The following is a 13,446-nucleotide window of genomic DNA, read 5'->3' on the forward strand; positions in this document are numbered from 1 at the left end:
TTCTGAAATCACTGTCCTTTCTGCCCCCATTGTATTAAAGCAATTTCACACCATGGCAAGGAGTGAAAATTGCATGCTGCTAAAAGATGTTATTGCTATCATGGATAGTGGCCAAGAGTTTTCTATTGGCTTCAGAACCTATAGCAAAACAAAAGACACTGGCGGTGAATGGCGCAGCTTTCCTCGTTGCCGTAAAAAACAAGATTCTTCACCGGCCCAAGCTACGCCCGGAGTAAGCATTACTGAAACCAACAAGAAACACCCAAACCACTTTGCGCATTTTACGCGCAACATAGTGGTTTTGCCCAGTGGTGAAATTGTGAAGATCAGGCTTCGTCTGGTGCGCAAGTTCAATGGCAAAACCGTGATCTGATGGTAGAAGTTGTTAACGGCATTGGCTACAGCGCAAGAACACAAGCTGCTTTCATGTATAAGAATGAAGCTGCAAGAGCTTCAGCACCTAAGGACAATAGTTCATCTGCAAGTTCTGGTGCATGGGTAAACTGGGGAGAGAATAATAACCTGCCCGGCGAAATGGCTAAGCTGATTGAAAGCTGTGGCGTATTGTCTGCAGGTGTAGAAAGTAAAGTGCGCATCTCCATTGGTAAAGGCATTGAGCCTTTTTTGCTCACTGATAAAACAAAAGACGGTGAAGTTTTAGAACCCGTTTTTGATGATGAGATTGATGAGTGGTTAGAGGTGAATGATATGTACGAATACGCCCGCATGGTGATGACCGGGTTAATTGGCTATGGATGGAATGTCGGCCAGTTAGTGATGCGTAAGAAAGAAAACTATATCGCGAGAGTAAAAGCTCCTGATGTAGTGCATTGCCGCTTACGCAAAATGAATGACCAGGGTGTGATTGAAAGCCTGTTTATGAAGGACGATTGGGGTGCCATGGGTTCTGCAGGTACACACAAAGAAATTACACTGTTGGATGAAGGGTATGAGCTGGAAGAATTAAGTGGCAAGACTTCCGGCAGCAAGCGTGAGTTTGCTATTCTGCACAGGTACAAAAGAAACGGCCGTCTGTATTATCCAACGCCGCTGTGGTATGCTGCAAAAGAATGGGTAGATGTTGCCATTAGTATTCCTAAGTTCAAATCTGCATTGCATCAAAACCAGATGCACATTAAGTATATCATCCACATTTCTGAATACTACTGGAAAAAGCAAATCCCTAAATGGGATTCTATGAATGCGGATGAGAAGACACGTGTAATGCAAGAAACCTATAACAGAATTGAGGAAAGTCTTGTAGGTGCAGAGAAAGCAGGTAAATCAATTACTTCAGGAACCTATGTAGATCCTATCACCAAGATTGAAAGCAAGGGTGTTGAGATTGAAGTGTTGGATGACAAATTCAAGGATGGTAAAATGCTGCCCGACTCATCTGCAGCCAACTCTGAAATCCTGTTCGCTTTGATGATGAACCCATCATTGATGGGTTTAGGTCAGCCGGGTGGTCCTTACGCCAATAATGCCGGTGGATCTAACGTGCGCGAATCTTACCTCACACAAATGATGATGCTAGAGCCAGAGCGAAAGCAGATTGTTCGCCTCATGAATTTGGTATCTCGATTCAATAAGTGGAAAGAGCGCCTAGAAGTAGAGCGCAATTTCACCATCTCAACTGTAAACGGTAATACAGCCACCACATCATCTGTAAAGCGTAAGCCTAAACTGGTTTGGCGATTCCCTAGCGGATTACTGACAACACTCGATACCGGTAAATCAACCAAGCAAGAAAACCTGTAAACATGGCCATCATCAAAAACATAGATACTGCCAAGCGTTATGTGAAACTGAGCTTCAGCTCATCTTCACCTATGCTGCCTGATTTTGATATGGCAGAAGAACTGATCCTGAAACCTTTGTTAGGTGATGATCTGTTTGATGCAATACAAGCTGATGCAGTTGCTACTGAGCCTGGGCAGCCTGTTCTTTTGGATAAGTGCCGTAAAGCCATCGCTCCGTATGCATATGCGCTATCACTGCCCTCTATTCAGGTGCAGTTAAGTGATGCTGGTTTACATTCTGTACAGGATGAAACCAGAAGATCTGCTTTCCGTTGGGAGCATGAAAAAATTCAGGAGCAGCTATACACTCAGGCAGCTTTTCATTTGGATGCCTTGATTCAATACCTATTCAAAGAAGCAGAAGCTTTAGCCTGGTCAGCACCTAGCCATATTAGCACCATTTTTAAAACAGGGGCAGAGTTCAGCCAGTATTTTCCGCTGTTTCAGCCATTCCGAGTATTTGAGCAGCTAAGGCCATTGGCAGTAGCAGAATTGCGTGAGCAGGTTTACACAGCTATTGGTGAAGCTTTTGCAACTGATCTATTGAGCAAAGCCAATCCTAGTGATGATGAAAAAGCAGCGATCAATCTGATCAAATTCTGCTTGGCCTATTCAACTATCAGAAGAAGTGTTGAGAGCCTGAATGTTGCCATTACGCCACAGGGTTTCAGTGTTTTGCTTGGCACCGCTATTAATAGCGATGCAGCCACCAATGGCAGACAACAGGCAGATGCCAATAGCCTGAGCACTTTGAGAAATAGCGTTCAGCAAACTGCTGATCAGTTTAAGCAAGACTTACTTCAATTACTGAACAGCAAAGCTTCTGCAGAGAAATTCACCATCTTTTTTAATAGCACTTTTTATAAGAAGCCAGGAGCATCTATACCAGATGCCAATGCTTCAAGGAAAGGGGTATTTGGTTTATAAAACTTCAAACTCATGGACGACTTAACAGAAAAAGAAATGGGCGACTTAAAAGCAAAAGTAGACAGGATTCACAGTGCACTCATTGGCGATGAGCTTGGCAATGATGGATTGGTTGAGCGTGTTAAGTTCTTAGAGGAAGAAGCCGAGAAAAATAAAATGTTTCGTGAGCGCATATACATCAGCTATGCAATTGTGGTAACGATTGCAGCAGGTATAGCCTATATCAGTAACTGGATTTTAGAATTCTTCAAAAAGAAGTGATATGGAAATTTTGATTGTACGTAAGTGGAAGCGTGAAAAATTTACTATCAGCGAATTGTTTGTTGATGGATTGTTTGAGTGCTTTATTCTAGAAGATAAAGACCGTGGTTTGGATAGTGGTATGTCTATAGAAGATATCCTGAAAATTAAAGTGCCTGAGCAGACAGCCATACCTACTGGCCGCTATGAGTTGATTGTGAATTTCAGTAACCGCTTTAAACAATACATGCCTTTGCTTTTGGAAGTAAAGGGCTTTGCAGGTGTTCGCATTCATAGCGGTAATACTATTGATCACACAGAAGGCTGCCCGCTTACCGGTACAACTAAGGATGAAGTAAAAGGCTTTGTGGGCAATAGCCGTGCTGCTTACAGATCACTGTTTGCCAAAATCAAAAAGGTTGAGAAGACCGAAAAAGTATTCGTCACCATTAAATAGTTATATATGAATCCCAAAGATTTTTTAATTGAATTAGTACAGCGTTTGAGCAAAGAGAACCCTAAGTTCTTTAAAGTATTGAGTGGAGTATTCTTTTTGCTACTCTGCTTTGCTGGTGGTGTTGGTTTTGCCGCTGATTTGGGCATTACGCTTCCTGCATGGGTTGCAGTAGTAAACGCAAAAGTACTTGGATGGATCAGCGTATTTGGCTTGTTCTTCAGCCGCCTGCCTAATGCAGATGTAAACGATCAAAGCAAATAGTTATGAAACTGTTTCTGAAAATTCTGCCATGGATCATTGTGGCTGTTCTAGTAGCAGCCCTGGTGAAACTCTGCACCCCTGATCCGCCTGTTACTAAACCCGCACCTAGCCGGGAGCTTACCAACCTACAAGCGCCGAAGCTTCAAAGAAGCGTATCGGGCACGGTACATACCGAAAATAAAGCGGTACAGGCGGACAGGGATGTTTGGCTGCATGACTATTACAAGAGTCTATTGGCAGATATGCAGCAAAAGCTGAACCTGAAAGAAAAGCAGATTCAGCAGCTTACAGCAGCCAGTTCGCTTACTGAAGGGCAGGTAATTACCAAAGTTGATACAGTGCATGTATACGGAGATACCGGCCATTTTGAAAACCATTTTACTTACGCTGATCGATGGCTGTATTTACGTGGAAAGATTATTGATGATCAGTTAGAGCTGGATTATCGAATCACTGACAGCATTCAACTGGTATCATTCACTAAGCGTAAATGGTTTCTAGGAAAGCGGGAAAGCTATGTATCTGGCTTCAGCTTAAATCCTAAAACAACCTTGCAAGGTTTGCAGCAAGTAAAGCTGAATGGATCCATCGAGCCAAAGAAATGGGGTATTGGCATTCAGGCAGGGTATGGCATTACAGGCGCAGGTTTAAGCCCTTATGTGGGTATTGGTATCACCAGAACACTGATTCGATTTTGATTGAACTTGTTTACCATAAGAAAAGCTATGTCATTCCTGAAAACTGGAATGAGTTAACCACCAAGCAGGTGGTTAACATGGTTAGGCTAATACATGCAAGTAAAGATGATGTTGATTTTCTGTACAGAGCATTGCAGATTCTATTGCAAATGAGCAATTGGGATTATGTAAAGCTGAGCAATGATTTTAAGGGTAGGGCTTTCGACCACATTATCTGGATTGCAGGAGAGAATACACTTACAAAGAATCCGTTTCCACAATTGTCAATTGTGCCATTCTTCAGCACCTTGTATGGTCCGAAGGATGATTTTGATAACATCCGTGCGAAAGAATTTCACTTTGCTGAGATGAGCTATGTGGCCTATCTGGAAACAAATGATATAGGCTATTTGGATAGACTGATAGGGGTGCTTTATCGAAAACATTGTGGATTGAAAGGTGATGAGCTGTTAAAGCGTGGTGATGTACGTGAAGATTTCAATGATAATCTGGTACCCAAGTATGCCAATACTGTTTTGCGGTTAAGCATTGATACGAAAAGAGCCATTCTGCAATGGTATGATGGATGCAGACATAACCTGCTGCAGTCTTTTAAATCATTGAAAAAAGCGGATGGTGTACAGTCGGATGATTTCAAAGGTCTTTACCCATTGATGCATAGCATGGCCGGTGAAAAGTATGGTGACTTTGATAAGATTGAGCAAAAGCTGGTGTGGGATCTGATGTATGCAATGCAGCAATTCAATGATGACGCCAAGGAGCAGGAAAAACTTGCCAAAAAACAAAAATCATGACAGAGGTAGCATACTTTAAAAATATTGCAGAGCAGCACTTAGATATTGCGCATGATACACCTATTACTGAGGGATCAGAAGAAAAGCGTTGTAGCTTTTTTCGTTTAGGAAAATCACAGGAGCTGTCTGCTGCCATCTTCAATAAGGCACATTTTCCTTGTTTGGTGTACGCTGATGTAAGAATCAGGTATAATGCTGACAACAATACACAGGCAGCTAGAAGAAGAAAGTTCCATACACTATATGTGTTTAGTGCTGTTGATCAATCTATCTCTAATGAGATTGATAAACAGGAAGCCGCTTATGATGCGGCACTCGAAGTTGCTGAGGAAATCATAAGCTTCATGAATGAGGATCAGCTAAACAATGGATTTTGTGCTGCTGGCTTCAGGTTTAAGCCTGATATGGTGGTGTTAGATATGGAAGACCTACCTGCATCTAACTTATATGGATGGCGCATTCAGATTGAAAGCATGTCGCAAAAAGACTTTATTAAAAACCCTGCTAAATGGATTGAGCCATGAGCACTACTGTAATTGAACGCCCAGCCAGTTTTAGCTTCAGTAAGAATGAAGTACGCTATGTGTTGCATACTACTGGCAGTATTAGCTTTCTGCAGGTTAAGGTAGTGTATAAGCTTACCGGTAGCGAGCAGGTTATTGATTTGAAAACCTATGCCCTCAATCCTAATCCGGATGGCAAAACTTATATCTACCTGTCTAAGCTGTTGGCAGGGCTACTTTCTTTTGTAGTGCCAGATCCTGCACAGGCGGTTACTTCTGCCGGGAAGCAATGCATACAGTTTGCCATTCATTTTCGGGAGCGCACACCAGGCGATAATGAACCTGCATGGATAACCACAGAAACCAACCATTGGCGATGGCTTTTACAGGGTGGTGTAGAACAGCAAATTGCAAGTAGGAACAATATTTTCACTGCATTGGCGGCATCAAAGCAGTTTCTTACTTGGTTGCCTAGTGGCCGTTATGTTTTTCCAATGGAAAAGCTATGGCTTACTTTTCTCAATCAAGCAAGTCTTAATGGCATCAGCTTGAAGTTGAGAAAGAAGCTTTTTAATGCTGATGCTACAGATACAACCACCACATTAACGCTTAGTGCTGGCTTATTACATCATATTCAGGTATCACCATTATTCTTAGGACTAAACGCAGATATTGAAGCCAGAAACCTGCATTGGTATGAGGTTTCTTTAGTGAATAATGATAACCCTGCCATCACTTCAAGCTATCGATTCTACATAGAGTACAGGCCATTGTACAACCAGCATTTCTTTGTGTATCAAAACAGCTTAAGCGGTATTGATACGGTTGCTGTAGCAGGTCAGGTAGAGCTTACGCAAAAGCGCGCGGTAGAAGAAATTGAAACCGGATTAGACTTGAACGATTGGCAGTCTACAGTAAAGCGAGGTGAGAAAAGCCATTTAACTATAAGGGCTGAACGAACTTACAAGGGCGATATTGGATTCTTGCGCACCAGAAGGCATGCAGAAGCTATGCAAGACCTGTTACTTAGCAAATGCATCTTTGAGCGAATGTTCGATAGATGGGTGCCAATTCTCAATATTCAAAGCAGTGGCACTATGCCATCCACTGAGGAAACGCTTTACAATATGCCCATTGAGTGGCAGTTGCCTTTCAGCAATGAAGTGTACACACCTGATGATATTGAACTGAACAAAGGAATAGATACAGAAATTTATGAGTAAGCTGCAACTGATCTATAAAGGCGAAGCCGTTGATTTGGTACCCGGTGCAACTACTGAGATTGAGCGCAACAGCCCATTCTTCATGTTGGATGCCATTCTTGCTGAATACTCTATGCCAGTTGGTATTGCTGATAGTGAAAGAAATGCCAGGCTATTTCCTGAAGTCTTTAATGCCACCATCAAATCAAAAACCAAATACGCAGTATCTGTACTGGATGATGATACCTTGATGTACCAGGCTATTTTGGTATTTGATAAGAGCATTACGAATTACGATCGCTTTGGCGAAGGTGCCTATAGTGCATTCCTAAAGTTCAACATCAGTAACTTCTTTGATGCTGTAAAGGATAAGAATTTAAGCCAGCTAAATTTGGGTGGTACCAGATCATTCAACTTTACTACATGGGATAAGAACGATGCTTCAGGTGGTTTTTGGCAGCATGTACACGATACATGGAATGGTAACCATGATTACATCTTTGCGCCATTCAGAAACGAAACTTGGGTTGATTGGGAGCCGCCATTGTTTAGTGGCTGGCTGAATGAATTGGATCCAGTTACGGGCACTAGTATTCGTCCGGGCGCATATATAGTGCCATTACCAAAGCTTGGGTATATCATTCGCTGCATAGTAGAAGAGCACGGTTGGAAGCTAGATGCTTCTGCCGTTGCTGAAACGATTATGAATAACCGGTACCTACTGGCCACTAAAGCAAATGATTTCTTGATTGGTACCAGTATTGGTGGGTTTGTGCCACCTGAGCCTGTTGTGAAATTGAATCAGGTAGTAGATGCCAAAGTCAATTGCAAAGACCTGTTTATCTGGTTCTGTAAGAGGTACGGCATAGCACCAGATGCCAATGCCGATACCCGAATAGTAAAGCTGATGCCACTTAATTCAGTGGCAAATTTTGCGCATGAAGACATTACTGAGTTTGCATCCAGACTTCCGGAACAAACATTTGATGCAGCAGTAAGGGCTGTTTCTTTTAAGCAGAGCTTTACAGGTAATGATGAAGCCATTAGTGAGCCGGCTTTTGAGAACCTGAAGAAAGAAAACCCGGTTGCTTCTTTTGCCGCTTTACCAGCACCCTCAGCCAACTACGATAATTCCTACATATTCGCTTTCCGCGAAAATGCCTTTTATAAAATTGGAGTGAATGAAACTACTAACCAACGCGAATGGCAGCTGCTTGGTTACAACATCTTCAATGTTGAAGTACAAAATGAAACTGAAGCATACGAGAGTTCTATCGCACCTGTGCCATCTATCCGTTCTAAGTATAGAACACAAGGCGGACAAGACTATTTTGGCTTTTTCCCATACGTGAAGCAGCCACGCAATGCTTCATTGGGCATAAGGGTAATGGCGTATCATGGTTTACAGATGGAAACCAATAGTGCAGGCGCAGCGGGTTCGGTTCAATATCCTTACATGAACATTTGCCCGATTGATAACTTGGGAAACAGCTTGCCGGATATTGCAGAGGTTTTCGAATACAATTTCGATAACCTGAAGCTTGGTATCATTCAAAACCTTTTTGCTGCATGGATGGAGAAGTACAAGCTTTCCAACATTATTACCATTCGGCTTTTCCTGCCATTGCATAAGCTCCTCAATCTGCAATGGAATAAAGTGTACAACATCAGGAACCAACCTTTTTTGCTAAAGAGCTTTATTCAACCATTGCCCTATAAGGGCATGATACAAGCAAAGCTTCACCCAATTGTACTGCAGCAAAGTGATCTGCCTATAGAATCTGGCGGTAGCGGTGGCGGTGATCCTGTAACGATATATGTTCGTTTAGCTTGGGAAGAAATGGAAAGTGCAGCTGATTACGAAGTGCCATTCTTTGGGGTAACATGGTATTATAAAAATGTACAGATTGGCCACATTTATGCTTATTGCTACTCAGACCCTAACGGTGTTAATTTATACACACCAACCAATTTGCGCATTAATGTACAGCAGACAATCTTGGAAAACGGTGTGCCCACTTCTATGCCTGCACACCAGATTACCATGAACAGCAGTAAGCAAATGGCAGGGGTTGTAAACTCGGCAGGCGGTATTAAAGAGAGCAGGTTTTATACCAGATACACCAGTTTAGATCCTACTGAAATTCCTTTTGAAGTGAGATACCAGCTTTTGCCTGGTACAGGATATGTGGTGATTGAGTAACTTTGGACTGCCCACACCTTAGATAGATGAATCCAAAAGAGCGGCCCTCATAGCATGAGGGTTGAGTAATCCAGGCTTTTGCTCTGGGTTCATCTATGGTTTCATAGGTGTGGGCGCTCAACCCGCATACTATGAGTCAGGAAGCCCTTAATGCCTTCAGTTCTAAATTCGTTCCGGCAGACGAAAACAACCACACTTTTCTTTATTCTACTTCAGAGATAGGCGCCATGCTGTATGAGCATTCCGGAGCCGAAGTACCCGCAACAGACATCTACAACCACATGATCGAGAAAGGATTCAGAAACGACTTTGCTGATGGCCGTTTTGTATGGTACTTGAAGCACTGTCCTTCTGTGTCCGCGCCAAGTGGCGGACATTCGGAACATGCGGACAGTTCAGAATTGGCTCAAGAGCAGCCGTAATTACCATGCTGGGGTTGTGATTATACAGCCCTATTGTACTGATAAAAAGCTTTGGCAGTGGATTACTGCCGGCAATACGCCCGACAGGCTGAAGAAGCTGGTAGAATTGGCTGAGCAGCTTGTTAGCGAAAAGCCCAAAGCCACTGTAATACAGGTGGCCATTCCCCAAATCAAAAGCACTACAGACCGTTCCCTCACTCAGCGGGTAACGGAAATGCCGCTTTCTGATGATCCTATTCTCACAGCCATTCAGTTGGAATGGAAAGCGCCATACACGCGCATGAAATACCTACAGCAGAAATTGGATGATTGGGGAGAATCTAACCGACCTGAAGCTGTAGCTGTATGCAAAACTATCTGTAAAGAAATCGTGGAGCTGGATGCTGAAATCAATGCCGTATGGGCCAAGAGAGATTACTATTTGGAGCATGGCAAGCTTCCTGATCAGACGGCACCAGATGAGTTTGTAGTACCCACAGATCCTAAAGAATTGGCCAAGGTTATTGAGGCCACCAAAAAGGGTATTCGAAGAAACAGGCTGAAGGCCAAGAATGAGCCGGACAATCCAGCACACGTTGAGCGCTATCTGTTATACAAGCAACGCTATAAACTATTGACAGGCGATGAATACAGCGAAAAAAATTGATTTCGGCATGTATGAGAAGCAGGCTGCCAATAAGGGCAGCGGCATTTTGCCTGTAGATATTCAGGCAACAATTGCTGATATTCCGCTATTCAGTATGCTAAGGGAGCAGCTGAGCAAAAAAAGCATTGTGTATTGGCGTTCTAATGGTGAATGGAGCATGCATCAATTATTGCTGCAACTGATCGATATCATTGGGCCTGCAGATGTGTATATCTCCAGCTATGCTTTTGGAGAAACACCTGCAAGAATTATTGCCAACCTGAAAGAGAAGGGGCTCATTAAAAGCCTGCACTGCCTGTTGGATGATAGGGTAGAAAGCCGAACAGCTGGCAGTATGCAGCTGATATCATCCATTGCAGACAGCTTTGCCACCACAATGACACACGCTAAGGTGACATTGCTCAAAAATGATCTGCACACTGTTTCTGTAGTGGGATCCGCCAACTACACAGAGAATAAAAGATGGGAAGCCGGTGTGATTGATAACAACCCGGACATCTTCTCATTTTATCATGAATTCATTACAAAAGCCATCAATGGTAGAGAATCTTGATTTGCAGGAAGTGACCAGGCTAGGGGCTGCCGCTTATACACCTAAACAGGTGGCTTTTCTTTTGGGCCTAAAGCCATCAATTGTGGTGGATTGGATGAAAGATGATGACCATGAATTTACCATTGCTTATTTCAAAGGGTTATATAGCTCAGAACTGGCCATAAGGGAAGCCACATTTCAGTTGGCAAGAAATGGATCCAGTCCGGCCCAAACGCTGAGCATGAAAATCTTTGATGAGACAAAGAAAAATTTACAACTCAATGGATTTAGCGAAGAGGAATGAGAAATACGCGGATAAGAATCGCGATGTCATACAGCTTTACATAGAGCTGCATGGAGAAGAAAGCCGTCCGGAACTTTCCGAGCTGCAGCTGAAGCTGCTTGATCGTTGGCGTTATGCTGATGAGATCATCAGAAAGAATAATGGTCAGCGCACGCGCGAGCTGTTGGCTAGAGATATCATGGATAAATACGGTGTATCAAGAGATACAGCCTATTCTGATATGCGCAATGCTGAGTTGGTTTTTGAAAGCAGTATGCCGCTGAATAAAAAGTATTTTATCCAGCGTAGGATTGAGTTCATTGAGCGTAAAATTTATGAGTTGTATGTTCAAAAGGATAATGACTCAGCTGTTAAGTTGGAAGCGGTATTGCAGAAATACATTGGCCAGTACCCTGACTATGTGCCGCGCAAATCACCAAAAACAATCATCTACCAGATTGGTGCTGTAAATGTGATGAATACCAATCTTACAGCAGAACAGGCTTTAGAAGGAGCACAAGAGATTATTGAAATTCTGCAGAAAAAAGAAGATTACTAATGAATGACAGCATTTCCCTTCAGCTACATGATACACAGGCATTGGCACAGATCATCAATGCCAATACTACCTATTGCTGGTGGCAGCGTGGCGGTGGTAAAACGGGTGGTGGTATTGGACCACATTTAGAAAAGCTGATTCGTAAAATGCCCAGGAGTCAGATCCTACTTTTCTCAGATACCTATGATCGTTTGCGGAACAGGGTAGTGCCCAATATTCTTTCGTTCATGGAAACAAAGATGGGCATGATAGAAGATGTGGATTTTGTTAGATACAAGAAGCCACCTGATTCATTTGATAAGCCATATATAAAGCTGGATGACTATAGCAACGTAATTACTTTCTCATCCGGTGCCTGTCTTTGTTTGGTATCTCTAAAGGTGGAAGGTTCTGCAAACGCTTATAATGCTCAGGCTGCAATAGGTGATGAGGTTAAGTTCTGTAAAGAAGAACAAATCAACACAGAAGTAATTCCAGCACTTAGAGGGCTGCAGGAATTGTATGGGCATCTTCCTGAGTATCTCAGCGTATGGATGTTCAGCGATAAGTTTGGACCTAACACCAAATGGATGCTGGCCAAACGTAAGCAGGTAAATCAGAAAGCTGTAGAATCTGTGTATGTGATGCAAATGGAAGTATTTAGGCTGCAGCAGTTGGTAAGGGAAGCCAAGAGCACTGCAACCGTTTATAAGTACCAAAAAGAGATTGATCAGTATGAGCAGGTGATGAATGAGATCAGAAAGGATATGGTATTTGTTGCAGAGATGAAGCCTTATGAAAACAAGCGTGTATTGGGTGATAGATACTTCAGACTGCAGAAAAGAATCTGTACACAATATGAGTACGATGTGGCCATATTGAATAAGGATCCTGATAAAGTAGAGCAGTGCTTTTATCCGATGCTATCTGTAAATCATAAAGTGAGTGGTGTACTGTATGATCCTCGCCGGCCATTCTTTGGCGCGATGGATTATAATTTCAGGATATCTCCTTTGGTTGTAGCACAGATTGGTAGTGTCTTAAATAATCAGTTTAAGACACTGAATATTGTAGATGATCTGTATGCACTCTACCCTCAGGGCATGAAGGATGTTGTGGATGCATTTGCTAATAAGTATGCCACTCATGCCAATAAAGAGTTTCACTACATATTCGATCATACTGCAATTGGTAGAACACCATTGCAAACAACATTTAGAGATTCTTTCGTTGGCTATATGCGTGCTTACGGATGGAATGTGATTGAGCATTATATAGGCGATGCGCCTGATCATGATATCAAGTATAAGAACCTGAATGAATGGTTAGCAGCAATAGGTGTGCATTCTATTTACTTTCAAGATAATTGTACAACTCTATTGAAAGCTATGGAGCAGACCCCAGCAATTATAGTTGGGGGTAAGACTAAGAAGGATAAATCGAAAGAGAAAGATCAGAGGTTTCCGGCAGAAGAAGCTCCACACTTACCAGATGCATTTGATATGCTATGTGAGGGGGTATTTGGATTAAATCTATTTGATACTGATAGTGAAGTACCAGGACTGGGTATAAGAACAAGTTAACTTATAAGTTAATTTGGGCGTTCCTCGCTATGCTCGGCCGGGCTTTCCGCGCTACATGGTAGCCTGCTCCAATCCCTAACGCATTGCCGATAGAGAAATTCCTCACTCATTCTGGCATCGCTGTCATTTCGTTTCGGCAGCCCAATTTGTATTGATAAGGTATCGTGGGCTTTACCTACACTCATTCCATCTCGCCTACATTCCTTCGTAATTACACAATCGGCATAAGAAGCAGCCCATGCGCCCGCAAGCGGACACAAGGGCTGTATTGGCTCGCTATGCTCGCATAAGGGCAGTTATCGGTCTACCCTACGGGTAGTGCACATAAGGGGGGCTCTCTCATATTTCTAGGAAA

At 42.8% G+C, this 13,446-nt stretch carries 17 protein-coding genes; all 17 read left to right on the plus strand.

What is annotated here, in order from left to right; genetic code table 11:
• Nucleotides 1-52: 52 nt before the first annotated feature.
• Complete coding sequence (locus J0L83_14650) at nt 53-373, plus strand: hypothetical protein (GenBank protein ID MBN8665818.1); 321 nt, start codon at nt 53-55, stop codon at nt 371-373.
• Nucleotides 373-1,761 carry a hypothetical protein gene (locus tag J0L83_14655; GenBank protein ID MBN8665819.1) on the plus strand — a complete coding sequence of 463 codons (1,389 nt, stop codon included), beginning with the start codon at nt 373-375 and terminating at the stop codon, nt 1,759-1,761. Before J0L83_14650 ends, J0L83_14655 begins: the two co-directional genes overlap by 1 nt.
• Before the next feature lie 2 nt (nt 1,762-1,763).
• Nucleotides 1,764-2,729 (plus strand): hypothetical protein, encoded by a 966-nt coding sequence (locus J0L83_14660; protein ID MBN8665820.1) that lies wholly within the window; start codon nt 1,764-1,766, stop codon nt 2,727-2,729.
• A gap of 12 nt (nt 2,730-2,741) precedes the next feature.
• Complete coding sequence (locus J0L83_14665) at nt 2,742-2,990, plus strand: hypothetical protein (protein MBN8665821.1); 249 nt, start codon at nt 2,742-2,744, stop codon at nt 2,988-2,990.
• Nucleotide 2,991: 1 nt separating this feature from the next.
• A complete protein-coding gene (locus J0L83_14670; protein MBN8665822.1) occupies nt 2,992-3,426 on the plus strand; it encodes a hypothetical protein in 435 nt (144 codons plus the stop codon).
• 6 nt (nt 3,427-3,432) lie between these two features.
• On the plus strand, nt 3,433-3,687 hold the full coding sequence (locus J0L83_14675; GenBank protein MBN8665823.1) for a hypothetical protein: 255 nt from the start codon (nt 3,433-3,435) through the stop codon (nt 3,685-3,687).
• Between the two features lie 2 nt (nt 3,688-3,689).
• Complete coding sequence (locus tag J0L83_14680) at nt 3,690-4,385, plus strand: hypothetical protein (GenBank protein MBN8665824.1); 696 nt, start codon at nt 3,690-3,692, stop codon at nt 4,383-4,385.
• The gene (locus J0L83_14685) at nt 4,382-5,179 is read left to right on the plus strand and encodes a hypothetical protein (GenBank protein MBN8665825.1); all 798 of its coding nucleotides are present in this window, start codon (nt 4,382-4,384) and stop codon (nt 5,177-5,179) included. Before J0L83_14680 ends, J0L83_14685 begins: the two co-directional genes overlap by 4 nt.
• Nucleotides 5,176-5,703 carry a hypothetical protein gene (locus J0L83_14690; GenBank protein MBN8665826.1) on the plus strand — a complete coding sequence of 176 codons (528 nt, stop codon included), beginning with the start codon at nt 5,176-5,178 and terminating at the stop codon, nt 5,701-5,703. The genes J0L83_14685 and J0L83_14690 overlap by 4 nt, the downstream gene beginning before the upstream one ends.
• A complete protein-coding gene (locus tag J0L83_14695) occupies nt 5,700-6,905 on the plus strand; it encodes a hypothetical protein (protein ID MBN8665827.1) in 1,206 nt (401 codons plus the stop codon). The genes J0L83_14690 and J0L83_14695 overlap by 4 nt, the downstream gene beginning before the upstream one ends.
• Entirely contained in the window at nt 6,898-9,087 is a 2,190-nt protein-coding gene (locus J0L83_14700) for a hypothetical protein (GenBank protein MBN8665828.1), read from the plus strand. The genes J0L83_14695 and J0L83_14700 overlap by 8 nt, the downstream gene beginning before the upstream one ends.
• Nucleotides 9,088-9,218: 131 nt before the next feature.
• Nucleotides 9,219-9,509, plus strand: coding sequence for a hypothetical protein (locus J0L83_14705; GenBank protein ID MBN8665829.1), 291 nt, complete (start codon nt 9,219-9,221; stop codon nt 9,507-9,509).
• Nucleotides 9,472-10,155, plus strand: a complete 684-nt coding sequence (locus tag J0L83_14710) for a hypothetical protein (GenBank protein MBN8665830.1) — start codon at nt 9,472-9,474, stop codon at nt 10,153-10,155. The genes J0L83_14705 and J0L83_14710 overlap by 38 nt, the downstream gene beginning before the upstream one ends.
• A complete protein-coding gene (locus J0L83_14715; protein MBN8665831.1) occupies nt 10,133-10,708 on the plus strand; it encodes a hypothetical protein in 576 nt (191 codons plus the stop codon). The genes J0L83_14710 and J0L83_14715 overlap by 23 nt, the downstream gene beginning before the upstream one ends.
• Nucleotides 10,692-10,991, plus strand: a complete 300-nt coding sequence (locus tag J0L83_14720) for a hypothetical protein (GenBank protein ID MBN8665832.1) — start codon at nt 10,692-10,694, stop codon at nt 10,989-10,991. The genes J0L83_14715 and J0L83_14720 overlap by 17 nt, the downstream gene beginning before the upstream one ends.
• Nucleotides 10,969-11,529 (plus strand): hypothetical protein, encoded by a 561-nt coding sequence (locus J0L83_14725; GenBank protein ID MBN8665833.1) that lies wholly within the window; start codon nt 10,969-10,971, stop codon nt 11,527-11,529. Before J0L83_14720 ends, J0L83_14725 begins: the two co-directional genes overlap by 23 nt.
• On the plus strand, nt 11,529-13,091 hold the full coding sequence (locus J0L83_14730; protein ID MBN8665834.1) for a hypothetical protein: 1,563 nt from the start codon (nt 11,529-11,531) through the stop codon (nt 13,089-13,091). The genes J0L83_14725 and J0L83_14730 overlap by 1 nt, the downstream gene beginning before the upstream one ends.
• Nucleotides 13,092-13,446: the final 355 nt, after the last annotated feature.

Source organism: Chitinophagales bacterium, assembly GCA_017303835.1.
In the GTDB taxonomy this organism is placed as follows: domain Bacteria; phylum Bacteroidota; class Bacteroidia; order Chitinophagales; family Chitinophagaceae; genus JAFLBI01.